This is a genomic window from Streptomyces sp. NPDC098789, from assembly GCF_044759975.1.
Taxonomy (GTDB): domain Bacteria; phylum Actinomycetota; class Actinomycetes; order Streptomycetales; family Streptomycetaceae; genus Streptomyces.
Genome location: NZ_JBIWAJ010000006.1, coordinates 204327 through 228755 on the forward strand (window position 1 = coordinate 204327; position 24429 = coordinate 228755).

General features: G+C 72.1%; 20 protein-coding genes. 11 read left to right on the top strand and 9 right to left on the bottom strand.

Going from position 1 to position 24429, the window contains the following annotated elements; all coding sequences use genetic code 11:
• Positions 1-69: 69 nt before the first annotated feature.
• Positions 70-654 carry a TIGR03086 family metal-binding protein gene (locus ACIQWR_RS15550; protein ID WP_404008961.1) on the bottom strand — a complete coding sequence of 195 codons (585 nt, stop codon included), beginning with the start codon at positions 652-654 and terminating at the stop codon, positions 70-72.
• Positions 655-869: 215 nt separating this feature from the next.
• Between ACIQWR_RS15550 and ACIQWR_RS15555 the strand changes: the two genes are divergently transcribed.
• A complete protein-coding gene (locus ACIQWR_RS15555) occupies positions 870-1718 on the top strand; it encodes a class I SAM-dependent methyltransferase (RefSeq protein ID WP_404008963.1) in 849 nt (282 codons plus the stop codon).
• A 61-nt stretch (positions 1719-1779) separates the two neighbouring features.
• On the opposite strand, the gene ACIQWR_RS15560 is transcribed toward ACIQWR_RS15555, so the two are convergent.
• The 7 genes from ACIQWR_RS15560 to ACIQWR_RS15590 all read right to left on the bottom strand — a co-directional run bounded on the left by ACIQWR_RS15560 (position 1780) and on the right by ACIQWR_RS15590 (position 10391).
• A complete protein-coding gene (locus ACIQWR_RS15560; protein WP_404008966.1) occupies positions 1780-3750 on the bottom strand; it encodes a DUF5107 domain-containing protein in 1971 nt (656 codons plus the stop codon).
• A 65-nt stretch (positions 3751-3815) separates the two neighbouring features.
• Entirely contained in the window at positions 3816-4715 is a 900-nt protein-coding gene (locus ACIQWR_RS15565) for an arginase family protein (protein ID WP_404008968.1), read from the bottom strand.
• 4 nt (positions 4716-4719) lie between these two features.
• Positions 4720-5364 (bottom strand): GNAT family N-acetyltransferase, encoded by a 645-nt coding sequence (locus tag ACIQWR_RS15570; protein ID WP_404008971.1) that lies wholly within the window; start codon positions 5362-5364, stop codon positions 4720-4722.
• A gap of 198 nt (positions 5365-5562) precedes the next feature.
• Positions 5563-7584, bottom strand: coding sequence for a prolyl oligopeptidase family serine peptidase (locus ACIQWR_RS15575; protein ID WP_404008974.1), 2022 nt, complete (start codon positions 7582-7584; stop codon positions 5563-5565).
• Positions 7584-8951: a M20/M25/M40 family metallo-hydrolase gene (locus ACIQWR_RS15580; protein ID WP_404008977.1), complete on the bottom strand. Its 1368-nt coding sequence runs from the start codon at positions 8949-8951 to the stop codon at positions 7584-7586. The genes ACIQWR_RS15575 and ACIQWR_RS15580 overlap by 1 nt, the downstream gene beginning before the upstream one ends.
• Position 8952: 1 nt before the next feature.
• Positions 8953-9786 (bottom strand): M55 family metallopeptidase, encoded by an 834-nt coding sequence (locus ACIQWR_RS15585; protein ID WP_404008979.1) that lies wholly within the window; start codon positions 9784-9786, stop codon positions 8953-8955.
• Positions 9787-9944: 158 nt separating this feature from the next.
• Positions 9945-10391 (bottom strand): SRPBCC family protein, encoded by a 447-nt coding sequence (locus ACIQWR_RS15590; protein ID WP_399260221.1) that lies wholly within the window; start codon positions 10389-10391, stop codon positions 9945-9947.
• Positions 10392-10641: 250 nt separating this feature from the next.
• Here ACIQWR_RS15590 and ACIQWR_RS15595 point away from each other — a divergent pair, with 250 nt between their 5' ends.
• Complete coding sequence (locus ACIQWR_RS15595; RefSeq protein WP_404008982.1) at positions 10642-12180, top strand: alpha/beta hydrolase; 1539 nt, start codon at positions 10642-10644, stop codon at positions 12178-12180.
• A 192-nt stretch (positions 12181-12372) separates the two neighbouring features.
• Here the strand turns inward: ACIQWR_RS15595 and ACIQWR_RS15600 are convergent, their stop codons facing one another.
• Positions 12373-12930, bottom strand: a complete 558-nt coding sequence (locus tag ACIQWR_RS15600) for a HEAT repeat domain-containing protein (protein WP_404008985.1) — start codon at positions 12928-12930, stop codon at positions 12373-12375.
• A gap of 353 nt (positions 12931-13283) precedes the next feature.
• Between ACIQWR_RS15600 and ACIQWR_RS15605 the strand changes: the two genes are divergently transcribed.
• The 9 genes from ACIQWR_RS15605 to pssA all read left to right on the top strand — a co-directional run bounded on the left by ACIQWR_RS15605 (position 13284) and on the right by pssA (position 24387).
• Positions 13284-15104: a 3-hydroxyacyl-CoA dehydrogenase family protein gene (locus ACIQWR_RS15605; protein ID WP_404008988.1), complete on the top strand. Its 1821-nt coding sequence runs from the start codon at positions 13284-13286 to the stop codon at positions 15102-15104.
• Positions 15105-15279: 175 nt separating this feature from the next.
• Complete coding sequence (locus ACIQWR_RS15610) at positions 15280-16092, top strand: TetR family transcriptional regulator (RefSeq protein ID WP_404008991.1); 813 nt, start codon at positions 15280-15282, stop codon at positions 16090-16092.
• A 435-nt stretch (positions 16093-16527) separates the two neighbouring features.
• Positions 16528-17865, top strand: coding sequence for a crotonyl-CoA carboxylase/reductase (gene ccrA, locus ACIQWR_RS15615; protein ID WP_399260231.1), 1338 nt, complete (start codon positions 16528-16530; stop codon positions 17863-17865).
• Between the two features lie 29 nt (positions 17866-17894).
• Entirely contained in the window at positions 17895-19964 is a 2070-nt protein-coding gene (locus ACIQWR_RS15620) for a protein meaA (RefSeq protein WP_404008995.1), read from the top strand.
• Positions 19961-20935: an HpcH/HpaI aldolase/citrate lyase family protein gene (locus ACIQWR_RS15625; protein ID WP_399260235.1), complete on the top strand. Its 975-nt coding sequence runs from the start codon at positions 19961-19963 to the stop codon at positions 20933-20935. The genes ACIQWR_RS15620 and ACIQWR_RS15625 overlap by 4 nt, the downstream gene beginning before the upstream one ends.
• 5 nt (positions 20936-20940) lie before the next feature.
• Positions 20941-21453 carry a MaoC family dehydratase gene (locus ACIQWR_RS15630; protein WP_354383139.1) on the top strand — a complete coding sequence of 171 codons (513 nt, stop codon included), beginning with the start codon at positions 20941-20943 and terminating at the stop codon, positions 21451-21453.
• 4 nt (positions 21454-21457) lie between these two features.
• The gene (locus tag ACIQWR_RS15635) at positions 21458-22663 is read left to right on the top strand and encodes an acyl-CoA dehydrogenase family protein (RefSeq protein WP_404008998.1); all 1206 of its coding nucleotides are present in this window, start codon (positions 21458-21460) and stop codon (positions 22661-22663) included.
• Positions 22664-22850: 187 nt separating this feature from the next.
• Positions 22851-23507, top strand: a complete 657-nt coding sequence (locus ACIQWR_RS15640) for a phosphatidylserine decarboxylase (protein ID WP_330333490.1) — start codon at positions 22851-22853, stop codon at positions 23505-23507.
• Positions 23494-24387 (top strand): CDP-diacylglycerol--serine O-phosphatidyltransferase, encoded by an 894-nt coding sequence (gene pssA / locus ACIQWR_RS15645; RefSeq protein WP_404009000.1) that lies wholly within the window; start codon positions 23494-23496, stop codon positions 24385-24387. Before ACIQWR_RS15640 ends, pssA begins: the two co-directional genes overlap by 14 nt.
• Positions 24388-24429 lie beyond the last annotated feature (42 nt).

Genomic DNA, 24429 nt, shown 5'->3' on the forward strand with positions numbered 1-24429 from the left:
CGCTCATCTGGATGTCCTACCTGTCGCGCGCCTCGCGCACCCGCACGGTCGGCGCGGCCCCGGGCCGGCTCAGCCCGCGCGCCCGATGAGCGCCAGCAGCCGCGTCTGGGCGTCCGCGCCGGCCGGCACCTCCAGCGCGGCGGCGTACGCCCCGCCGGCCGCCAGCCCGTCGGCGTACGGCATGACCTCCTTGATGGAGAACTCGACGAGGCCGTCCGGGAGCCGGTCGTCGGCCCCGATGCCCCGCGCGAGGTCCCAGGCGTGCACGACGCAGTCGGCGGTCAGCTCCGAGCAGTACGCCGCCGCGCCCGTCGGCCCGTAGGAGACCTGCACGGTCCGCTCCAGCGCGCCGGGGGCGGTGAAGGCGGCGTGTGCGGCGGCCGCGGCCAGCTCCCAGGCGGCGACCGGGTCCGCACCGAGCACGTCACCGGAGAGGGTGTCGCCGACCTCCTCGACGGTCCGCCCCTCGGTCACCAGCGGCGGGATCCAGAGCTGCTCGCCGGTGACGTGGTTGACCAGCTCCCGCACGGTCCAGTCGGTGCAGGGGGTCGGCCCGTCCCATTGCCCGTCGTCGATCCTGCGCACGTACGCGCCGAAGAGCTCCAGCGCCTTCGCGTGCTGGTCCAGCAGCGCGTCCGGCCGATGTCCTCCCACGGGTCCCACCGTCCTCTCACAAGGCGCTCCGCCTCCTGTGGCCCACTGTCCTCGCACCTCGTTTCCCCGGCTACCGGACCACCCAATCCCCTTTCCCCGCAGGGATCGCGTCCACATCGCGATACGCATATCTCACACTCCGACATGATCCTCTACGGTGGTGACACACCTTCGCCACCGCTGCGAGACCACTTCGACGACGAGGAGTCACCGCCATGGAGAGCGCGCCCGAGACCGCCCGCGACACCGCCCACACCATCCGCGAGAGCGCCGTCTACACCCACGGGCACCACGAATCGGTCCTGCGCTCGCACCGCTGGCGCACCGCCGCGAACTCGGCCGCCTACCTGACCGGATCGCTGCGTCCGGGCATGAGCGTCCTGGACGTCGGCTGCGGGCCGGGCACCATCACCGCCGACCTGGCGGAGCTGGTCGCGCCGGGCCGGGTCACCGCCGTGGACGCCGCCGAGGGCGTCGTCGCCCAGGCCCGGGAGTACGCGCGGGAACGCGGGCTGCACGGCATCGAGTTCGCCACGGCCGACGTGCACGCGCTGGACTTCCCCGACGACTCCTTCGACGTGGTCCACGCCCACCAGGTGCTGCAGCACGTGGGCGATCCGGTCCGGGCACTGCGCGAGATGCGGCGCGTCTGCCGCCCCGGCGGGATCGTCGCCGTGCGCGACGCCGACTACGCGGCGATGACGTGGTTCCCCGAGGTCGCGGGCCTGCACGACTGGCAGGACCTGTACCAGCGGGTGGCCCGCGGCAACGGCGGCGAGCCGGACGCCGGGCGGCGCCTGTTGTCCTGGGCGAGGGCGGCCGGCTTCACCGACATCACGGCGACGGCCACCTCGTGGTGCTACGCGACGCCGGAGGAGGTGGCGTGGTGGAGCGGGCTGTGGGCCGACCGCACGACGGCGTCCTCCTACGCCCGCGTCGCCACGGAGGGCGGCCACGCCACGGCCGCCGGCCTGGCCGGGATCGCCGCGGCGTGGCGCGCCTGGGGCGAGGAGCCCGACGCCTGGTTCTCGGTCCTGAACGGCGAGCTCCTGTGCCGCGTCTGACGGACCCCACGGCCGACCCCGTGGCCGACCCCGCCGGCCGGTCGCGGCCCGGCCCCGCCCGTCAGGTCCGGGCCGGGCGCATGCGGAAGTCGTAGCGGCGGGGTAGCGGGCGGTCGGTCAGGGTCGTCCACACCTCGCCCAGTTCCTCGTCCCCCTCGCGCAGGTCCGCCACCTCGAAGCCCTCCTCGAAGACCCGCAGCGCCGCGCCCACATGGCCCTCCGCCGCCAGCATCCGGGCGGCGAGCAGCAGGAAGCGGCCCTGTTCGCGCAGGGCGGGGCGCAGCCGCTCCCAGACCGCGCGGGCCCGGGCCGGACGGCCCGCCGACAGCAGCGCGGTCATCGCCTCCCGGCCCAGGGCGGCCTCGGCCGCCGTCCAGGCCGCACCGCCCCGGCTCTCCTGAGCCAGGTCATCGAAGGCCTCCGCGTACCGGTCGGCCGCCCGCTCCTTGTCGCCCGCGAGCCGGTCCGCGACCGCCATGCAGCGCAGCAGCGGCCAGCGCGAGGGGGCCAGCGCCAGGCCGCGTTCCCAACTGCGCACCGCCTGGGCCACGTCGCCCGCGTGCCACTGCGCGACGCCGAGGTGGTACTCGGTCAGCGGGTCCGCCGGGGCCGTCTCCAGCATGTCCCGCCAGTGCGCGGCGACCAGGCTCGGCCCGGGCGGGGCCACCCGGCGCGGGCTCGGGAACACCCCCGTGCGCCACAGCTCCGACCAGGGTTCCTGGGCCTCCCCCAGGTCCGCTTCTTCGAAGGGGGTGCCGGGCAGTTCGTGCCCGCCGCACAGCACCTCCAGCGCGCCCCAGCCCGACCCGACGGCGAGGCGCTCCTGCGGTGCGTGGTCGGCGTACGGCCGCCACTGCGCGTACGCCGCGTCCACCCGCTCCCGGGGCAGCGCCGCCTCCAGCGCCCGCCCGGCCTCGCCCCGGGCCGCCGCCCAGTCGTCGCCGTGCACCGCCCCGGCCTCCGCGGCCAGCGGCCCGTACGCCTCCAGCCAGCTGAACTCGCCCCCGCCCTCCAGCCGTACGTGCTCCAGCTGGGTCCGCGCGAGCCCGGCCTGGATCTCCGCGTACCCCGAGGTCCCGGGCTCGGTCAGCCACTCCTGCCAGCGCCGGCCGCCCCGCCCCGCGCCCCACACGAAGAGCTTGCGCCCGCGCAGCCGCGCGGTGGAGGTCTGCGCCAGCCCGTACCCCCCGTCGTCGAGCGAGGCGATCCAGGGCCGGTCCCCCTCGGCCACCTCGTAGAAGTAGTCGGCGGGGTACTCGCCGCGCAGCGGGTAGGTGCGGTCCGCGCCCTCCCACCGCGGTACGGGGATCCGGCGCAGCGCGCGCTCGTAGCCGAAGTGCCAGGCCTCGTCGGCCGGAGCGAGCACCCGGGTGCCGGAGTCCTCCGGGACGGCGATGTTGGACCACCAGTACACGGGCGCGGGCCGCTCGTGCGGGTTGCGCACCCGGACGCCGACGAAGAGGAACTCCGAGTCCTCGGGCAGCCACAGGTCCACCTGGAACGGCAGGTCGCGCAGCCGCTCCCACTCCCACATGCGGAGCATCGTGGTGCCGTCGGGCGCGGGGAGGAGCGCCGCGTGCAGCGGGGCGCAGGACAAGGTGGTGTGCCCGGTGGCGCCGATGTTCCACTCGATGCCGCCGGAGAACCAGGCCCCGTTGAGGGCGAAGGCGGCGGGCTGGAACACCGGGTTGCGGTAGAGCAGTTCGCGTCCGGTCGCCAGGTGGACGATCGAGTGGACGCGGCCGCCGAGGGAGGGCAGCACGGTGACCCGCAGGTGGGCGTTCTCCAGCACGACGGACTCGAACTCGCCCTGCGCGCGCTCGCGCCGGTAGCCGTCGAGCATCCTGACCGGCAGCAGCGATCTGAGCGGCTCGTAGCCGATCTGGCGGACCATCTCGCGGGGCAGACCGCCCTGGGAGCGCTCGTCGAGCGCGTGGACCTCGGCGGGCCCGCCCAGGGTGGGCAGCGGGTTCTCGGGCCCCAACGGGGCTGCGGGCAGCGTCACTACGGAGCGTCGGACGATCGTGGCCATGAGGGAAATGGAACACGCCACGGCGACCGAAGCACAGCCATACGGCGGATCACACCCGGTCAGGATTACGCAAAGGCCCCGGCCACCAGGTCGGCGAGGAGCGCGCCCGCACTGGCGTCCGGGTCGAGGTCGGGGTCGTAGACGGTGACGTTGAGCCCGACGCAGCGCGGGGACTTCACGAGGACGGCCAGCAGCTCGCCCAGCTCGTCCGGGAGCAGCCCGCCCGGCTCGGGGCTGTCCACGGCGGGCATCACCCCCGGGTCCAGCGCGTCGGCGTCCAGGTGCACCCAGAAGCCGTCGGTGACCGGCGGCCGCAGTCCCTCCAGCGCGACCCGCGCCACCGGCCCGGCCCCGGCCTCCCGGATCTGCCCGACGGTGACGGCCATGATCCCGGCGGCGGCCAGTTCGGGGAGGTCCGCGTCCCCGTCCCGGAGTCCGAAGAGCCGTACGTCCTCGTCCCGCAGGTACGGGGAGCGGCCCTCGATGTCGCTCAGGTCGGCCTGCCCGCGCCCGGTGGCCAGGGCCAGCTCCTCCCCCGCGGCCGCCCCGACCGGGCCGTTCAGCTCCTCGTTGCCGGGATGGCGGAAGTCGGCGGAGCCGTCGATGGCGGCCAGCCCGAACCGGCCGAGCCGGCGCATCGCGAGGCAGGCACCGAGCTGGATCGAGCAGTCCCCGCCGAGGACGACCGGGAACTCCCCGGCCCGCAGGTGCTTCTCGATCCGATCGGCGAGGACGACGGTGTAGGCGGCGAGGGAGCGGGCGTGGAAGACGCCGTCGCCCTCCCGCCAGTCACCGAGGTCGTAGCGCGGCGGTACGACGACCCCGCCTTCGCGCGCGCCGAGCCGGGCCAGCAGGCCCTGTTCGCGCAGCGCCCCGGCGAGTTTGTGGACCCCGGGCACGGCGCCGGGGGCGGGAGGGCGTAGACCGAGGTTGGACGGGGCGTCGAGGAGCACGATCGTTCGCATCTCCTCATCCTGCGTGATGCGGGACCGTCGGGTCGAGCATCTCCCGCGTGATCGCCCAGCGTTCGTGGTCGCGCCAGGCTCCGTCGACGTGCAGGAAGGCGGGCGAGAGGCCCTCCAGGCGCAGGCCGAGGCGGCGTACGAGCGCGAGCGAGGCGGTGTTGCCGGGCTGGACGTTCGCCTCCAGCCGGTGCAGGCCGAGCCCGTCTCCGGCGGGCGCGCCGGGAGCACTCAGCGCGTGCCGGAGCAGCAACCCGAGCCCTTCGCTCAGCAGGCCCCGGCCCGCGGCGTGCGCGAAGGCGCCGTAGCCCAGGGCCCCGCACTGGAACGCCCCGCGCACGATGTTGTTCACGTTGACGAAGCCGGCGATCGCCCCGCCGTCGCGCTCGCACACCAGGAATCCCGCGCCGACGGCGTCCGCGCCGCTCAGCCGGGCCGCGTAGGCCGCGTACTCCTCGGGCGTCGCCGGCGGGAACAGCCACGGTCGGTGCAGCGTCCGGCTCTCGCGCACGCGCCGGGTGAACTCGGGCCCGTCGCCGGGGCGCAGCGGGCGCAGGCCCACCCGGGGGCCCTCGGCGAGGTAGCGCGGAGCGGGAACGGGAACGGGAGCGGGAACGGTGACATCGGCGGCGACGCGCTCGGCTTCGGACATCCGCCCAGGCTAGGGCGTGTTTCGAAAGTGGCGCCGGGCGCCCGAAGGGCGCGGCTCGCGGCGTCTGGTGCCGTGCATCGCAAGGCGGAGGAAGGCCCGCCTACTGGACGTAATCGGGCGTTCCGACAACGCCGCGAGGTGCGGTACCAGGCGTCGCGAGCCAGGCGGGACTTTCGAAACACGCCCTAGGGGCTCCGCTCAGGCGCGCAGCTCCAGCCGCGGCACGTCCCCGCGCGCGAAGCCGAAGGTCTGGGCGTACAGGGACAGTTCGGCCTCCAGCGCGCGGACCAAGGTGTCGGCCCGGCGGAAACCGTGCCCCTCGCCCTCGAAGGCGAGGTAGGCGTGGGGCACCGAACGCCCGCGCATGGCGGCGAGGAAGCGTTCGGCCTGTGCGGGCGGGCACACCGCGTCGTCCAGGCCCTGGAGCAGCAGGAAGGGTGCGGTGATCCGGTCGGCGCGGGCCAGCGGCGAGCGGTCGCGGCAGCGGACGGCCAGGGTCTCGGGCGGCCCGGCGAGGCCGTCGGCGTAGCGCGATTCCAGGTCGTGGGTCTCGGCGGCGAAGCCGGTGAGGTCGAGGACCGGGTAGATGACCGTGCCGCAGGCGTAGAGGTCGGTGGCGGCCAGCGAGGCCGCCGCGGTCCAACCGCCCGCGCTGCCGCCCCGGATGGCGAGCCGCCGCGGGTCGGCGGTGCCCTCGGCGGCCAGCGCGCGGGCCACCGCGGCGCAGTCGTCCACGTCGACCACGCCCCACTGTTCGCGCAGCCGCTCGCGGTAGGCCCGCCCGTAGCCGGTGGAACCGCCGTAGTTGACCTCGGCCACCCCGATGCCGCGGGAGGTGAAGTAGGCGATGTGCAGGTCGAGCACGGGCGGCACGTGGTCGGTGGGGCCGCCGTGCGCCCACACCACGTACGGCGGGAGCTCGTCGGCGGGGGCCCGCAGGGTGGGGTGGTGGGGCGGGTAGACGTGCGCGTGGATCTCGTGGTCGTCGGGGCCGAGGAAGGTCCGGCTCTGCGGCTCCGGGTAGTACGCCGGGTCCACCGGGCCGGGCCGGCGGCCGCCGCCCTCGGTGGCCACGGGCCGGGCGTGGCCGCTCGCCGTGTCCAGCTCGACCACCTCGTACGGGCTGCGCGGGCTGGCCGCGACGCCGTAGACGCGGGTGCCGTGCGCGGCGAGGGCGGGCTGCCAGGCGGTCCAGGGTCCGGCCGCGTCCACCAGGTCGCCGGTCTCCGGGTCGAGGAGGCCGAGCACCGAGGAGCCCTGTCCGTGCAGGACGGCGACGGTCCCTTCCGCCAGGGGTGCGAGCCATGCGAGGCCCGGCTTCCAGAGCGGGCCGCCGAACTCCTCCTCGCGCGGGCACAGGTTGACGGGGGCGCCGCCGGTGGGGCTCACCCGGTACGGGTTCCACCAACCGCCCCGGTCGCTGACCGCCAACAGGCTGCCGTCGGCGGCCCATTCGACCTGGGCGACGGCCTCGTCGGGGCCGCCGAGCACGGTGCGGACGCCGGTGAGGCCGCCCTCGGCGGTGACCTCGGCCAGCAGCAGTTCGGTCCCGTCCCAGGGCATCCGCGGATGGTCCCAGACCAGCCAGGCGGCCTGCCGCCCGTCCGGCGAGAGCCGCGCGCCGGTGCTGAACCGGTGGCGGTCGTCGGTGAGTTCGCGCACCGCCGAGCGGTCCTCGGCGGCGGATCCGTCCAGCGGTACGGCCGCCAGGACCCGGCGCACGTCGGTCGGCGCGGGCCCGGTGAACTCCTCCATGACGCACCACACGGCGCCCTCGCGCAGCACCGGGTCCACCCAGCGCAGCCCGGCGCCGATCGCGGCGAGGGGGGTCAGCGGGCGGGGGCGGGCGCCGGGCGCGTCCGGCTCGTACGCGTACATCCGCTGGTCGGCGAAGTGCGTGAAGACGATCAACGGGCCTTCGTCGGCGCCGCGTTCGCGTCCGGCCCAGGGCCGGCCGCCGTATTCGGTGAAGCCGCTGCGCACGTTCCACGGCGCGGGCAGCGCGGGGGCTGCGGGGCCGCCGTCGGCCGGTCGGCGGACCAGGGTGCGGCGGCCGCCCTCGTCCGGGCGCGGCTCGGTCCACCACACCTCGGCGCCGACCGTGCCCAGGTACTCGGGCCGGCCGTCGTGCGCGGCGGCGAGCGCGGCGGCGATGGGTGAGGGCCACGTGCCGTAGGGCGCGGTCGGCACGGCCGGCTGCGCGGGTACGGAGGGCGCCATCACAAGGTCCGCAGCGCGCGGTCGAGGACCTTGACCCCGAAGTGCAGGGCCTCGACGGGGACCCGTTCGTCCACCCCGTGGAAGAGCGACCAGTAGTCGAAGCCGGGGGGCAGCTTGAGCGGGGAGTAGCCGTAGCCGGTGATGCCGAGGCGGGAGAACTGCTTGGCGTCGGTGCCGCCCGCCATGCAGAAGGGGACCACCCGGCCTTCGGGGTCGAAGTGCTCGACGGCCTCCCGCAGGACGGCGAACGTCCTTCCGTGGACCGGCGCTTGGAGGGCCACCTCGCGGTGGTGGAACTCCCACGCGACGTCGGGACCGGTGAGCGCGTCCAAGGTCGCGTGGAACTCCGCCTCGCCGCCGGGCAGCATCCGGCCGTCGATGTAGGCGGTGGCCCGCCCCGGGATGACGTTCACCTTGTAACCGGCTTCGAGCATGCTGGGGTTGGCGCTGTTGCGCAGCGTCCCCTCGACCAGCATCCGGACGGGTCCGAGCTGGTCCAGTAGGGCGTCGAGGTCGAATCCGGGGGCCTTCGGGTCGACGGACATCCCCTGGTGCGCGGCGAGTTCGGTGAGGCAGGCGGCGACGGTGTCGGTGATCCGCACGGGCCATTCGTGCGCGCCGATCCGGGCGACGGCGGCGGCGAGCCGGGTGACGGCATTGGCCCGGTTCGGCTTGGATCCGTGTCCCGCGGTGCCGTGGGCGGTCAACTTGAGCCAGGCGGTGCCGCGTTCGCCGGCCGCGACGGGGTAGAGGGGGCCGCCGGGTCCGGCGTGGACGGTGAAGGCCCCCGATTCGCTGAGGCCCTCCGTACAGCCCTCGAAGAGGTCCGCGTGCCGGCGGACGAGGAAGTCGGAGCCGTCGACGGCGCTGTCCTCCTCGTCGGCGGTGAAGGCGATCACGAGGTCGCGGCGCGGCCTGACCCCGGCCCGGGCCCAGGCCCGGACGACGGCGAGGATCATCGCGTCCATGTTCTTCATGTCGACGGCCCCGCGGCCCCACACCACCCCGTCGCGGACCTCGCCGGAGAACGGATCCACGCTCCAGTCGGCCGGCTCGGCGGGCACGACGTCCAGGTGACCGTGGACGAGCAGCGCGTCGGCCACGGGATCGGTGCCCGCGATCCGGGCGACCACGTTGGTGCGGCCCGCGGTGCGCTCCAGGAGTACGGGCTCCAGCCCGGCGGCGGCGAGGCGTTCGGCGGCGTACTCGGCGGCCGGGCGTTCCCGGCAGTCGCCGCCGCCGCGGTTGGTGGTGTCGATGCGGATGAGGCCGGAGGTGAACTCGACGACCTCGTCGAGCGCCAGCCGGTCGACGGCCGTCCCGTCCCTCACGCCCATCGGGTCCATAGGATCCAGAACCTGTTCCATGTCACCCATACTGCTCCTCCACCGCTGCGGAGACGATCGTCGTGACCGTCTTGAAGGTCCGGATCCCCTCGTACATCGCCCCGCTGGTGTAGGCGATCCTGCGCTCCCCGGACCGCTCGACCCCCGGCACGACGGTCGCGGCCATCGCCAGGTGTTCGGCGTCGAACTCGACCTCGACGGTGAAGGGGCCGCCGGCCACCGGTTCGTGGCGCACGGCGAGGGCGGTGGCCGCCTTGGCGGCGGAGCGGATGTCGGCGGCGGTCCGGGTGGGGGTCCGGCACACCGCGGCGTAGCGCGAGACGTGGTCCTTCACGGCGACGGTCCGGGCGCGGGGGGCGTAGCCGGCCGCGTCCGTGCAGGTCAGGTCGTCGCCGGTGACCAGGACGACGGGGACGCCGTACTCGGCGACCACGAGGGAGTTGAGCCGCCCCTCGCTCGCCCGGACGCCGTTCACCCACACCCCGGTGATCGAGTTGGCGAGGTAGGTGTGGGCGAGGACGCCCTCCTCGCCCGCGCCGGTGTGGTAGCCGACGAAGGCGATCCCGTCGACGTCCCCGTGCTGGACCCCCTCGACCATGGAGAGGGCCTTGTGTCGGCCGGTGAGCATCTGGACGCGCTCGTCGAGCCGCTCCAGCAGCAGGTTGCGCATGGTCCAGTGGGCTTCGTTGACGAGCACTTCGTCGGCGCCGCCGTCGAAGAAACCGAGGGCGGCCGCGTTCACGTCGGAGGTGAACAGGGCGCGGCAGCGCTCCCACTGGGGGGTGCCGGGCAGGACGTCCGCGGGCCAGGTGACGCCGGTGGCGCCTTCCATGTCGGCGGAGACGAGGATCTTCATCAGGGCCCCCGGGCGGTCGGTCGCGACGCAGGGGTCCCAGCCTATCCACGGCCCCCGCCCGCGCCCAGGGTGCGGCGCGCCGGTCGGCGCCGGTCCGGGAAGTCCACTCGAACCGGTGAGCCGCCCAGGGCGTGCCCACCGGTCCGCGGGGGGCGGTACTAGCCCTTCTCGACCTCGGCGGCCAGGTTCGCCAGCACGCTGTCGTAGATGCGGCCCAGGCCCTTGGGCGCGAAGGTCCGCTCGAAGAAGCCGCCGATGCCGCCGGCGCCGTTCCACACGGTGCTGACCACGGCCCTGGACTTGCCCTCGCCCGAGGGGGTGACGGTCCAGGTGGTGACCATGGAGGAGTTGCGGTCCTTCTCCACGAGCTGCCCGTCGGTGGGCTCGGTGACCTCCAGCAGGCAGTCGCGCACGCGCTTGCTGGTGGCCTGGAGCTTCCAGTGGACCAGGGTGCCCTCGCCGTCGCCGCCCTCGCGCACCTCGTACTCGCTGAAGTGCTCGGGGAGCAGCTTGCCCCGGGTGCCGCTGTAGTCCGCCAGCGCGTCGAACACGGATTCCGCGTCAGCCGCGATGATCCGCTCCGTGGTGGCCTCGACCTGCGCCATAGCTGTTCCTCCAGCAGTTGTGTTCACTCGTCCCGCGCAAGCCAATCACCTCCGCCCCGGCCGCCCAAATCCGCCGCCGGGACGGCGCCGGGACGGCGCGGGCGCCGCGGCCGTACTCCATCTGCGGCCGGGCCCGCCGCTGAAGCGTCATCAGATCGGGCCAATACGTCGCACAATCCCGTCTTCCACTCCCCTGTTCCGGGACGATTCCGCCCAGAACCCTCGGCTGGGAGGCCCCATGATCCGCCCCTTGACGAAGCGCGCCGCGGTGCTGCTGTCCGTCGCCACCGTCGCCACCGCCCTCGCGAGCCCGGTCACCGCCGCGGCCCCCACCGCTGCGGCACTGCGCTGGACCGACTGCAAGACGGCGCGCTACCCGACCCTGCAGTGCGCTTCCCTCGCGGTCCCGCTGGACCACGACCGGCCCGCCGGTCGGCAGATCTCGCTGGCCCTCACCCGGGTTCCGCACACCGCCAGGACCTCCCAGGGCCCCCTGTTGGTCAATCCCGGCGGCCCCGGCGGCAGCGGGCGCTCCCTCGCCGGGTACGTCGCCTCCGCGCTCCCCAAGGCGGTGGCCGCGCAGTTCGACGTCATCGGCTTCGACCCGCGCGGAGTCGGCAGGAGCGAACCGACCCTGGACTGCGGCGCGGGCCACTTCAAGCCCGTGCGCCCGGACTCCGTCCCCCTCGACCCGGCCGTCGAGCAGGCCAACCTGGAGCGGGTGAAGTCCTTCGCCGAGTCCTGCCGGACCAAGCACGCGGACGTCCTGCCCTACATCGACACCGTGTCCGCCGCGCGCGACATCGAGCTGCTGCGGGTCGCCCTGGGCGCGCCGCGGATCAGCTACTTCGGCTACTCCTACGGCACCTACCTGGGCGCCGTGTACGCGAAGCAGCACCCGGAGCGCGTGCACCGGCTGGTGCTGGACTCCATCGTCGACCCCGGCGGGGTCTGGTACGGCGACAACCTCGCGCAGGACCGGGCCTTCGACGCCCGCCACAAGGCCTTCCTGGCCTGGGTGGCCCGGCACGACGCCACCTACCGCCTGGGCACCGATCCGGCGCGGGTCGAGCGGCGCTGGTACGCCATGCGCGAGGACCTGCGCACCACGCCGGCCGGCGGGAAGGTGGGACCGGCCGAGCTGGAGGACACCTTCATGCCGGGCGGCTACTACAACGGCTACTGGCCCAACCTCGCGGAGGCCTTCGCCGCCTACGCGGAGCGCGGCGAGACCAAGCCCCTGGTGTCCGCCTACGAGAAGTTCGGCGCGGTGGAGCCCTCGGCGGGCAACAGCTACAGCGTCTACACGGCGGTCCAGTGCCGGGACTCGGCCTGGCCGAAGGACTGGAACCAATGGCGCGCCGACATGTGGCGCACGCACGCCGAGGCGCCCTTCATGACCTGGAACAACGCCTGGTACAACGCTCCGTGCGCCTTCTGGCCGACCGAGCAGCTGGCCGCGCCGGACGTCACCAACGCCGAACTGCCGCCCGCGCTGCTCTTCCAGGCCACCCTGGACGCGGCGACCCCCTTCGAGGGCGGGAAGAGCATGCACGAGAAGCTCAAGAACTCGGCCCTGGTCGTCGAGGACGGCGGCGGCAACCACGGCATCGCGCTGAGCGGCAACACCTGCCTGGACGAGAAGCTGGCCACCTACCTGACGACGGGCAGGGCGGCCGACGCCACCTGCGCCGCCCGCCCCGACCCCCAGCCGGCCGCGGCCACCCGCGCCGTCGCGCCCACGGCCGGCGGCGCGGCCCTGCACGGGATGCTGGGCTTCCGCGGCTAGGGCGTGTTTCGAAAGTCCCGCCTGGCTCGCGACGCCTGGCACCGCACCTCGCGGCGTTGTCGGAACGCCCGATTACGTCCAGTAGGCGGGCATTCCTCCGCCTTGCGATGCACGGCACCAGACGCCGCGAGCCGCGCCCTTCGGGCGCCCGGCGCCACTTTCGAAACACGCCCTAGGCCGTCCTAGCCCCCGTCACGCCGGGGCGTCCAGCCCCCGCAGGGCCCGCGTCGCGGCCACCGCGAGGCGCGGATGGGACTGGGCCCGGGTCAGCACGTCCCGGGCCCGCGGGTCGGCGAGGGCGCCCAGCCCCTCCACGCAGGCGAGCGCCACCCGCCAGTACGGATCGTGCGGCCCCAGCAGCCGGGCCAGCGTGGCGATCAGGGCGGGGGCGGATTCGGGGGCCCGCAGCGCCACCAGGAGCCGGACCGGGTGCAGCGCGTAGGCCGTGCGCAGTTCGTTGGTGGCCAGGGCCGCCGCGGCGCGGGCGGTCCGGGGGTCGTTCAGCACCGCCAGGGCCTGCGCGGCGGCCTCGCAGCGCGGCGGGTCCCGGTGGTTGAGCAGCAGCACCAGGGACTCGAAGGCCCGCCGGTCACCGGCCAGCCCCAGCCGGTACGCCGCCAGCTCGCGGGCCCACAGCGGGCGGCCCGCCGCCGTCAGGGACGCGGCCAGGGCGTCCGGCCGCGCCGTCAACAGCGCCTCGTACTCCGGCGCTTGGTCCGCCTCTGCCCGCAGCCGCTCCAGCACGTTCACCCGACCCACCCTAGGGGGGTCGGGGTGGGCAGGAGCGGCGTACGTCACATCTCCCGCGCTCTGGTCAACGGGTTACCGACGAGTTACTGTCCTTCTCAACACGTACGAGGGCGGCCTGGTGACGCAGCCGCCCCCGTGTCAGTCGGTCCGGTGCTCCGATCTCTTCGGGTACCGATGTTCTTACGGCGCGGCCCCGGGACAGGGTCCGCCGCTCTCCGCCCCGCACGGCACAGCCCTGCACGGCACCCGCCCGCCCGGGCCCAGGCCCGTACCGGCGCCCCGCCCCGCACGGCATCCGGCGCGCCCCAGCCGCGCGCCCTCCCTCAGTCGTCACTCTTCACTGGAGTCCCGCGATGGACCGTCAGTCCAGTCAGCCCACCCCGTCCCCCTCCGGCCCCGCCGCCCTGCAGACGATCGCCGTCGTCGGTCTCGGCACCATGGGCGCCGGCATCGCCGAGGTCCTCGCCCGGGCCGGCCGCGAGGTCATCGGCATCGACACCGACGAGAGCGCCGCCCGGCGGGCCACCGCCGCCCTGGCCGCCGCCACCGCCCGCTCGGTCGCCCGCGAGCAGCTCACCGAGCAGGAGCGGGAGGCCGTCCTCTCCCGCTTCCGCACCTTCGGCGAGCTGTCGGCCGCCGCCGACGCCGATCTCGTCATCGAGGTCGTCCCGGAGTCCTACGAGCTGAAGCAGCAGGTCTTCGCCGCGCTGGACACGATCGTGCGCCCCGACACCATCCTCGCCACCGGCACGAACGCGCTGTCCGTGACCCGGCTCGCGGCCGAGTCGCTGCGCCCCGAGCGGGTGCTGGGCCTGCACTTCTTCAACCCGGCCCCGGCCATGAAGCTCGTCGAGATCGTGTCCTGCGTGCTCACCGCGCCGACCGCCGTCGAAGCGGTCACGGCGCTCGCCCGCGAGCTCGGCAAGGAGCCCGTGGCGGTCGGCGACCGGCCCGGCTTCGTCGCGGACGGGCTGCTCTTCGGCTACCTGAACCAGGCCGCCGCCATGTACGAGGCCAAGTACGCCTCCCGTGAGGACATCGACGCGGCCATGAAGCTGGGCTGCGGCCTGCCGATGGGCCCGCTGGCCCTGCTCGACCTGATCGGCGTCGACACCGCCCGTACCGTCCTGGAGGCCATGTACGCCTCCTCCGGCGACCGCCTGCACGCCCCGGCCCCCATACTCGGCCACCTCGCGGAGGCCGGTCTGACCGGCCGCAAGTCCGGGCGCGGCTTCTACACCTACGAGGCCCAGGGCAGCCCGGTCATCGTGCGGGACCTGCAGACCCCGCTGGACGGGTCCGTCATCGCCTCCAGCCGTCCCGTGTCCACGGTCGGCGTGGCCGGTTCCGGCACGATGGCCAGCGGCATCGCCCAGGTCTTCGCGCAGGCGGGCTACTCGGTGGTGCTGGCGGCCCGCAGCCAGGACAAGGCGGACGCGGCGAAGGCCGCGATCGGCAAGTCCCTGGCCCGCGCGGTGGACAAGGGCCGGCTGACGGCCGAGGCCGCCGAGCGGACCCTGGAGCGGATCTCCCCGGCCGGTTCGCTGGACGCCTTCGCCGAGGTGGACATGGCCGTCGAGGCGGTCGCCGAGGACCTGGCGGTCAAGCAGGAGCTCTTCGCGACCCTGGACAAGGTCTGCCGGCCGGGGGCGGTGCTCGCGACGACCACCTCGTCCCTGCCCGTGATCGCGATCGCCCGCGCGACCTCGCGCCCGCAGGACGTGATCGGCATGCACTTCTTCAACCCGGCGCCGGCCATGAAGCTGGTCGAGGTGGTCCGTACGGTCCTGACGGCCGACGACGTGCACGCCACGGTCCGCGGGATCTGCCTGAAGGTGCGCAAGCACCCGGTGGACTGCGGGGACCGCGCCGGCTTCATCGTGAACGCGCTCCTGTTCCCGTACCTGAACAACGCGATCAAGATGGTCGAGCAGCACTACGCGAGCCTGGACGAGATCGACGCCGCGATGAAGCTGGGCGGCGGGTACCCGATGGGTCCCTTCGAACTGCTCGACGTGGTCGGTCTGGACGTCTCCCTCGCCATCGAGAAGGTCCTCCACAAGGAGTTCCGGGACCCGGGCCTGGCCCCCTCCCCGCTCCTGGAGCACCTCGTCGCCGCGGGCTGCCTCGGCCGGAAGACCGGCCGCGGTTTCCGTGAGTACGCCCGCCGGTAGGCCACGGCCCGACCGGCGGGCATCCGAGCCGGATGCGTGGGGAGGGCTGCTCGGGACTGCCGGACCCTCACGGCGGGACATACCCACCGAGCCTTGTGCGGGCCCTCCCCCGCATCCATCCCCCTCGCCGGCCCCACAGGCGCGCCCCGCCGCGCGAATGAAGTACTTTCGGTCTATGTCCCAGCCCGCCAAGACCTCGCCCCGCGCCGCCTCGGCCTCCGACGCCCCGGAGAGCCCCGCGGGTACCAAGGCGGCCGCCCAGCGCCTCAAGATGCGCCGCGAGCTGGCCGCCGCGGCCATGGAGCTGTTCGCGACGAAGGGGTACGAGGCCACCACGGTCGACGAGATCGCCGCGACCGCGGGGGTCGCGCGACGGACCTTCTTCCGCCACTTCCGGTCCAAGGAAGAGGCGATCTTCCCGGACCACGACGACACCCTGACCCGGGCCGAGGCGGTCCTGGACGTGGCCCCGGCGCACGAGCACCCGCTCGACACGGTGTGCCGCGGGATCAAGGAAGTCATGAAGATGTACGCCGCCTCCCCGGCGGTGTCGGTGGAGCGCTACCGGCTGACCCGCGAGGTCCCGGCGCTGCGGGAGCGCGAGATCGCTTCGGTGGCCCGCTACGAGCGGCTGTTCACGCGCTACCTGCTGGCCCATTTCGACGAGCAGGACCACCACGCCGGCAACGACGATCCGCTGCTCGCCGAGGTGGCCGCCTCCGCGGTGGTCACCGCCCACAACCACGTGCTGCGGCGCTGGCTGCGGGCGGGCGGCCAGGGGGACGTGGAGGGCCAGCTGGACCACGCCTTCTCGATCGTGCGCAAGACCTTCGGTTCCGGGATCGGCGCGGGGCGCTCCCAGGCCGGGGCGCCGGCGCGGGCCGCCGCCGTCCGCACCGAGGGCGAGGTACTGGTCGCGGTGGCCCGTACGGACGCGCCGCTCGACGAGGTCATGCGCACGATCGAAGAGGCGTTGCGCAACAGATAGCCGACAGACGGTCGCTCGACCGTCACTCCTGTCACAAGGGCCGCTCCCACGGTGGGGGCGGCCCTTTCGTTGTGTCCACCTTGCCCCTACTCGTGGGTAACTCTGATCGATCATCGCTCATTCGTGCAGGTCAATCGGCAAATGAGAGAAGTTTTTGGCACGCAGTGCCTTGCCGAGTGACACGGGGTGCCATACGTTGAATCTCGTCCGGATGTCCCCGCGATCCACGCCCACCACGGCACGGAACGCGCCCCGGACGCCTGCGTCACAGGCACCCTCCGCGCCACCCGCGCGTCGCCACGCACCACCCCCGCCGGACCGACGGCACACGCTCAGCACCCTCACCCGCAACACCCGCAGCACCACCACCCTCGCTCTTGCTCCACCTTCGTTGACCCCTCAGCGTTCCCTCAGCGCTCAGCCGGAGGCACCACCGTGAAGGACATCCTGGACGCGATCCAGTCGCAGGCCGCGACGGCCGCCGACTTCGCGGCCCTGCCGCTCCCCGAGTCCTACCGCGCGATCACCGTGCACAAGGACGAGACCGAGATGTTCGCGGGACTCACCACCCGCGAGAAGGACCCGCGCAAGTCGCTGCACCTGGACCAGGTCCCGGTGCCCGAACTCGGCCCGGGCGAAGCCCTGGTGGCCGTCATGGCCTCCTCGGTCAACTACAACTCCGTGTGGACCTCGATCTTCGAGCCCGTGTCCACCTTCAGCTTCCTGGAGCGCTACGGGCGCCTCTCCGAGCTGACCAAGCGGCACGACCTGCCGTACCACGTGATCGGTTCCGACCTCGCGGGCGTCGTCCTGCGCACCGGCCCCGGCGTCAACGCCTGGCGGCCCGGCGACGAGGTCGTCGCGCACTGCCTCTCGGTCGAGCTGGAGTCCTCGGACGGCCACAACGACACGATGCTCGACCCCGAGCAGCGGATCTGGGGCTTCGAGACCAACTTCGGCGGCCTCGCCGAGATCGCGCTCGTCAAGTCCAACCAGCTGATGCCCAAGCCGGACCACCTCAGCTGGGAGGAGGCCGCCTCCCCGGGCCTGGTCAACTCCACCGCCTACCGCCAGCTGGTCTCCCGCAACGGCGCCGGCATGAAGCAGGGCGACAACGTCCTGATCTGGGGCGCCAGCGGTGGACTCGGCTCCTACGCCACACAGTTCGCCCTGGCCGGCGGCGCGAACCCGATCTGCGTCGTCTCCAGCGAGCAGAAGGCGGACATCTGCCGCGCCATGGGCGCGACGTCGATCATCGACCGCAACGCCGAGGGCTACAAGTTCTGGAGCGACGAGCACACCCAGGACCCGCGCGAGTGGAAGCGCTTCGGCAAGCGCATCCGCGAACTGACCGGCGGCGAGGACATCGACATCGTCTTCGAGCACCCGGGCCGCGAGACCTTCGGCGCCAGCGTCTACGTCACCCGCAAGGGCGGCACCATCACCACCTGCGCCTCCACCTCGGGCTACATGCACGAGTACGACAACCGCTACCTGTGGATGTCGCTCAAGCGCATCATCGGCTCGCACTTCGCGAACTACCGCGAGGCGTGGGAGGCCAACCGCCTGGTCGCCAAGGGCAAGATCCACCCCACCCTGTCGAAGGTGTACTCCCTGGAGGACACCGGCCAGGCCGCCTACGACGTCCACCGCAACCTGCACCAGGGCAAGGTCGGCGTCCTCGCGCTGGCCCCCACCGAGGGGCTCGGCGTGCGCGACCACGAGATGCGCGAGACGCACCTCGACGCCATCAACCGTTTCCGCAACGTCTGAGACGCCAAAGGGCTTAAGGATCGCTTGAGATGACAGAGCGCCAGAAGGACCGGCCGTGGCTCATGCGGACGTACGCCGGTCACTCCACGGCCGAGGCGTCCAACGAGTTGTACCGCCGCAACCTCGCCAAGGGCCAGACGGGTCTGTCGGTCGCCTTCGACCTGCCGACGCAGACCGGATACGACCCCGACCACATCCTCGCCCGCGGCGAGGTCGGCCGGGTCGGCGTTCCCGTCTCCCATCTCGGCGACATGCGGCGGCTGTTCCAGGACATCCCCCTGGAGCAGATGAACACCTCGATGACGATCAACGCCACCGCCATGTGGCTGCTGGCGCTCTACCAGGTGGCCGCCGAGGAGCAGGGCGCGGACATCGCCCAGCTCCAGGGCACCACGCAGAACGACATCGTCAAGGAGTACCTCTCGCGCGGGACGCACGTCTTCCCGCCCGGGCCCTCGCTCCGACTGACGACGGACATGATCGCGTACACGGTCAACCACATCCCGAAGTGGAACCCGATCAACATCTGCAGCTACCACCTGCAGGAGGCCGGGGCCACTCCGGTCCAGGAGATCTCGTACGCGATGTCCACGGCCATCGCCGTCCTGGACTCGGTCCGCGATTCGGGCCAGGTCCCGGCGGAGCGCTTCGGCGAGGTGGTCGCCCGCATCTCCTTCTTCGTGAACGCGGGCGTCCGCTTCATCGAGGAGATGTGCAAGATGCGCGCCTTCGGCCGGATCTGGGACCGGGTCACCCGCGAGCGCTACGGCATCGAGAACGACAAGCAGCGCCGCTTCCGGTACGGCGTCCAGGTCAACTCCCTCGGACTGACCGAGGCGCAGCCGGAGAACAACGTCCAGCGGATCGTGCTGGAGATGCTGGCGGTGACCCTCTCCAAGGACGCCCGCGCCCGCGCCGTGCAGCTGCCCGCCTGGAACGAGGCGCTGGGCCTGCCCCGGCCCTGGGACCAGCAGTGGTCGCTGCGCATCCAGCAGGTGCTCGCGCTGGAGAGCGACCTGCTGGAGTACGAGGACATCTTCGCGGGCTCGCACGTCATCGAGTCCAAGGTGGACTCCCTGGTCGACGAGTGCATGGCGGAGATCGAGCGGATCCAGGAGATGGGCGGGGCCATGGCCGCCGTCGAGTCCGGCTACCTGAAGTCCCAGCTGGTCTCCTCGCACGCCGAGCGGCGGGCCCGGATCGAGGACGGCGAGGACAAGATCGTCGGCGTCAACTGCTTCCAGCAGACCGAGCCGAACCCGCTGACCGCCGACCTGGACGGCGCGATCATGACGGTGGACGGCGCGGTGGAAGCGCTGACCGTCGAGCGCATCGGGCGCTGGCGCGCGGAGCGCGAGGAGTCCTCGGACCGGCAGGGCGAGGGCGATCCCTTCGTCTTCCCCACCACCCGGCAGGCCCTGGAACGGCTCAAGGAAGCGGCGGCCGGCACCGAGAACCTGATGGAGGCCACCTTGGAGTGCGCCCGCGCCGGCGTCACCACCGGCGAGTGGTCCACCGCGCTGCGCGAGGTCTTCGGCGAGTTCCGGGCGCCGACCGGGGTCTCCTCGGCGCCGGTCGCGGTCACGGCCGAGCCGGGCACGCCGATGGCGGAGGTCCGCGCCAAGGTGACCCGTACCGCCGAGGACCTGGGCGCCGGGCGGCTGCGACTGCTGGTCGGCAAGCCGGGCCTGGACGGGCACTCCAACGGGGCCGAGCAGATAGCCGTACGGGCCCGCGACGCCGGGTTCGAGGTGGTCTACCAGGGCATCCGGCTCACCCCCGAGGAGATCTCCACGGCCGCGCTGGCCGAGGACGTGCACTGCGTGGGGCTGTCGATCCTGTCCGGCTCGCACTGCGCGCTGGTCCCCGACGTCCTGGAACGCCTCCGGGCGGCGGGGGCGGGTGACATCCCCGTCATCGTCGGGGGCATCATTCCGAACGCCGATGCCGTCACCCTGAAGGCGGCCGGCGTCGCCGCCGTCTTCACCCCCAAGGACTTCGGCATCACGGAGATCATCGGCCGTATCGTCGACGAGATCCGCAAGGCGAACAAGCTCCACCCACTAGAGAACGTCGCAAGCACGGAGGTCCCCGCATGACCACGCCCCCTTCCCCGGTCAACCGGCTGCGGCCGCGCCGCTCCTGCCTCGCGGTGCCGGGTTCCAACCCGCGCTTCCTGGAGAAGGCCCAGGGCCTGCCGGCCGACCAGGTCTTCCTCGACCTGGAGGACGCCTGCGCCCCGCTCGCCAAGGAGGGCGCCCGCCACACGATCGTGGACGCGCTCAACAACGGCGACTGGACCGGCAAGACCCGGGTCGTGCGGGTGAACGACTGGACCACGCACTGGACCTACCGCGACGTGATCACGGTCGTCGAGGGCGCGGGCCAGAACCTCGACTGCATCATGCTGCCGAAGGTCCAGGACGCCCAGCAGGTGGTGGCCCTCGACCTGCTGCTGACGCAGATCGAGAAGACCATGGGCTTCGAGGTCGGCAAGATCGGCATCGAGGCGCAGATCGAGAACGCCAAGGGCCTGGTGAACGTCGACGCGATCGCCGCCGCCTCGCCGCGCCTGGAGACCATCATCTTCGGCCCGGCCGACTTCATGGCCTCGATCAACATGAAGTCGCTGGTCGTGGGCATGCAGCCGCCCGGCTACGGCGCGGACGCCTACCACTACATCCTGATGCGGATCCTGATGGCGGCCCGCATGCACGACCTCCAGGCGATCGACGGCCCCTTCCTCCAGATCAAGAACGTGGACGGCTACCGCGAGGTCGCCGGCCGCGCCGCCGCCCTCGGCTTCGACGGCAAGTGGGTGCTGCACCCCGGTCAGGTGGACGCGGCGAACGAGGTCTTCTCCCCCTCGCAGGAGGACTACGACCACGCCGAGCTGATCCTCGACGCCTACGACTGGTGCACCTCGGAGGCCGGCGGCAAGAAGGGCTCCGCGATGCTCGGCGACGAGATGATCGACGAGGCCAGCCGCAAGATGGCGCTGGTCATCTCCGGCAAGGGGCGCGCCGCGGGCATGCGGCGCACCACCAAGTTCGAGATCCCGGAGGGTTAGGCACCATGCAGTTCGGACGCACCTACGAAGAGTTCGAGATCGGCGCGGTCTACAAGCACTGGCCCGGAAAGACGGTCACCGAGTACGACGACCACCTCTTCTGCCTGCTGACCATGAACCACCACCCGCTGCACATGGACAGCAACTACGCCGAGAACACGACCGATTTCGGCAAGAACGTGGTCGTGGGCAACTACATCTACTCGCTGCTGCTCGGCATGTCCGTGCCGGACGTCTCCGGGAAGGCCATCGCCAACCTGGAGATCGAGTCCCTGCGGCACGTGGCGCCGACCTTCCACGGCGACACGCTCTACGGCGAGACCACGGTCCTCGACAAGACCCCGTCGAAGTCGAAGGACGACCGCGGCATCGTCTACGTCGAGACCAAGGGATACAAGCAGGACGGCACCCTCGTCTGCGTCTTCCGGCGCAAGGTGATGGTCCCGACCGAGACGTACATCACGGAGCGCGGCGGCGAGCAGCCCGGCCGGCCCACGCTGAAGGAACAGGGGAAGTAGCCCAATGACCCGACTTGCCCAGACCGCCGGCCTCAATGACGTCCAGCGGGAGATCCTCAAGACCGTCCGCGAGTTCGTCGACAAGGAGATCATCCCGGTCGCGACCCAGCTGGAGCACCGCGACGAGTACCCGCAGCAGATCGTCGACGGCCTCAAGGAACTCGGCCTCTTCGGCCTGATGATCCCGGAGGAGTACGGCGGTCTCGGTGAGTCCCTGCTCACCTACGCGCTGTGCGTGGAGGAGATCGCGCGGGGCTGGATGTCCGTCTCGGGCATCATCAACACCCACTTCATCGTGGCGTACATGATCAAGCAGCACGGCACCCAGGAGCAGAAGGACCACTTCCTGCCGCGGATGGCGGCGGGCGAGATCCGCGGCGCGTTCTCGATGTCCGAGCCGGGTCTGGGCTCCGACGTGTCGGCCATCACCTCCAAGGCGGTGAAGGACGGCGACGAGTACGTCCTGAACGGCCAGAAGATGTGGCTGACGAACGGCGGCACCTCCACGCTCGTCGCCGTCCTCGTGCGCAGTGACGAAGGCCACCCGGAGGGCACGGCCCCCCACAAGTCGATGACGACCTTCTTGATCGAGAAGGAGGCCGGGTTCGGCGAGGTGCGTCCCGGCCTGACCATCCCGGGCAAGATCGACAAGATGGGCTACAAGGGTGTCGACACCACCGAGATGATCATGGACGGCCTGCGCATTCCGGCCAATCGGGTCCTTGGTGGGACAACCGGCCGAGGGTTTTACCAAATGATGGACGGGGTCGAGGTCGGCCGTGTCAACGTGGCGGCACGTGGCTGTGGCGTCGCTCAGCGTGCGTTCGAGTTGGGTGTCTCATATGCCCAACAACGTCATACTTTCGGCAAGGCCATCGCCGAGCACCAGGCCATCCAGTTCAAGCTGGCCGAGATGGCTACCAAGGTCGAGGCCGCCCATGCGATGATGGTCAATGCAGCACGCAAAAAGGACTCCGGGGAACGAAACGACCTCGAAGCAGGGATGGCGAAGTACCTCGCCTCCGAGTACTGCAAGGAGGTGGTCGAGGACGCCTTCCGCATTCACGGCGGCTACGGCTTCTCGAAGGAGTACGAGATCGAGCGCCTCTACCGGGAGGCCCCGATGTTGCTGATCGGTGAAGGTACCGCCGAGATCCAAAAAATGATCATTGGGCGACGCCTGCTCGAGGAGTACCGACTCCAGGGCTGAAAGTCCGCCTTCGCCCCGAAATGTCCGAATCATTTCGGGGAAAAGGTCACATCCAGTCACTGGCCGACGGACATCGACTCGGCTTCTGGCTTGCCCAGTTGTTGCGTGCAACCGATAGCATTCCAGTAAAGCCGCCGTCCCGTCCCCCAGTTTGCGGCGCGGCAATCACCCGCTACGAAGGTCATCCATGCCCCACAGCCAAACCTCTGCACCTCGCGTCGGCCTCCTCGGTGGACGCCTCGCGCGCGGAGCATCGCCGTGGCTTCTGCCGACCGTCGCCACCGCTGCGCTCAGCCTCACCCGGGCCCGCAAGTCCGGCCGCTGGGCCGCCGTGGCCGTGCCCACCACTGCGCTGGCGGCGGGCATGCTGTGGTTCTTCCGCGACCCCGAGCGAGAGATCGCCCAGGGCCGCGTCATCTCGCCCGCCGACGGAGTGGTGCAGAGCATCATGCCGTGGAAGGACGGGCGTACCCGGGTCGCGATCTTCATGAGCCCGTTGAACGTACACGTCAACCGCGCGCCCCTCGCGGGCACGGTGACGTCCGTGGAGCACATCCCCGGCGGATTCGTTCCGGCGTTCAACAAGGAGAGCGAGAACAACGAGCGCGTCGTCTGGCACTTCGACACCGAGCTCGGCGACATCGAGATGGTGCAGATCGCGGGAGCGGTCGCCCGTCGCATCGTTCCCTACCTGCCGGCCGGCACGAAGGTCGAGCAGGGCGAGCGCATCGGTCTGATCCGCTTCGGATCGCGCGTCGACATCTACCTTCCCGAGGGTGTCGAGGTCGCGGTCGAGGTCGGGCAGGCCACCACCGCGGGGGTGACTCGAATTGACCGTGACTGATCCCGAATCACCGGCGAGCCGGGCGGACCAGACGACGACCGGCCCCGGCCGGTCCGACTGGGTGCCCGAAGCCGAGGAGGAGACCGACGGCGAGGAGATGCCCCTCTCGCTGCGGCTGTCGATAGCGGACACCCTCACCCTCGGCAACGCGACCTGTGGATTCATGGCGGTGTACTTCACCACCACCGGAATCCTCATTCCGCACCTCACCGGCAGTGACGAGTCGGGCATGGCGCGTCACAGCGCCGCGACCGCCGTGATACTGATGCTGCTCGCCGCGGTCTTCGACCTGTGCGACGGCCTGGTGGCACGCAAGCTGCGCAGCTCGCCCATGGGCGCGGAGCTGGACAACCTGTCCGACCTGATCAGCTTCGGGCTGGCACCCGCGTACTTCGTGCTCGTCTACGGCATGGTCGCCGACGACGCGCATCAGAAGGTGTCGGCCATGGCCGCGATCGTGGTGCTGCTCGCCGTCGTGCTCAGACTCGCCAGATTCAGCTGCGTGACGATGAAGGACGGCATGTTCCAGGGCATGCCGAGCCCCTTCGGCGCGCTCACGGTCGTCTCGATCGTGCTGCTGGAGCTGCCCTTCGTCCCGACCACGATGGCGATCATCGGCGTGGCCTGGCTGATGGTGAGCCGGGTCGAGTACCCCAAGCCGCGGGGCGTCCTCGCGGTGGCGATGCTCAGCTGGATCGTCGGTGCGATGGGGCTGCTGGCGGCCTGGGCGTTCGACGCCCCGGGTGGTCAGCTGCTGCTCCAGACGGGCTGTGCGCTCCAGATCGCCCTCGCGGCGACCATCCCGCTCTTCGCGACCACGCGGCGGGCCAACACCTTCCGCCACAACCGGCGCGAGGCACGGGCGGGCCAGCTGCCCTAGCGGGCGGCGCGCTCACCGAACGTGGACGCACACGACGGGCCC

Bases quoted from the DNA above. Each gene is read 5' to 3' on its own strand.
- ACIQWR_RS15555 (WP_404008963.1), top strand. From the start codon at position 870: ATGGAGAGCGCGCCCGAGACCGCCCGCGACACCGCCCACACCATCCGC.
- ACIQWR_RS15560 (WP_404008966.1), bottom strand. From the start codon at position 3,750: ATGGCCACGATCGTCCGACGCTCCGTAGTGACGCTGCCCGCAGCCCCG.
- ACIQWR_RS15565 (WP_404008968.1), bottom strand. From the start codon at position 4,715: ATGCGAACGATCGTGCTCCTCGACGCCCCGTCCAACCTCGGTCTACGC.
- ACIQWR_RS15570 (WP_404008971.1), bottom strand. From the start codon at position 5,364: ATGTCCGAAGCCGAGCGCGTCGCCGCCGATGTCACCGTTCCCGCTCCC.
- ACIQWR_RS15575 (WP_404008974.1), bottom strand. From the start codon at position 7,584: ATGGCGCCCTCCGTACCCGCGCAGCCGGCCGTGCCGACCGCGCCCTAC.
- ACIQWR_RS15580 (WP_404008977.1), bottom strand. From the start codon at position 8,951: ATGGAACAGGTTCTGGATCCTATGGACCCGATGGGCGTGAGGGACGGG.
- ACIQWR_RS15585 (WP_404008979.1), bottom strand. From the start codon at position 9,786: ATGAAGATCCTCGTCTCCGCCGACATGGAAGGCGCCACCGGCGTCACC.
- ACIQWR_RS15590 (WP_399260221.1), bottom strand. From the start codon at position 10,391: ATGGCGCAGGTCGAGGCCACCACGGAGCGGATCATCGCGGCTGACGCG.
- ACIQWR_RS15605 (WP_404008988.1), top strand. From the start codon at position 13,284: ATGGACCGTCAGTCCAGTCAGCCCACCCCGTCCCCCTCCGGCCCCGCC.
- ACIQWR_RS15610 (WP_404008991.1), top strand. From the start codon at position 15,280: ATGTCCCAGCCCGCCAAGACCTCGCCCCGCGCCGCCTCGGCCTCCGAC.
- ACIQWR_RS15620 (WP_404008995.1), top strand. From the start codon at position 17,895: ATGACAGAGCGCCAGAAGGACCGGCCGTGGCTCATGCGGACGTACGCC.
- ACIQWR_RS15625 (WP_399260235.1), top strand. From the start codon at position 19,961: ATGACCACGCCCCCTTCCCCGGTCAACCGGCTGCGGCCGCGCCGCTCC.
- ACIQWR_RS15630 (WP_354383139.1), top strand. From the start codon at position 20,941: ATGCAGTTCGGACGCACCTACGAAGAGTTCGAGATCGGCGCGGTCTAC.
- ACIQWR_RS15635 (WP_404008998.1), top strand. From the start codon at position 21,458: ATGACCCGACTTGCCCAGACCGCCGGCCTCAATGACGTCCAGCGGGAG.
- ACIQWR_RS15640 (WP_330333490.1), top strand. From the start codon at position 22,851: ATGCCCCACAGCCAAACCTCTGCACCTCGCGTCGGCCTCCTCGGTGGA.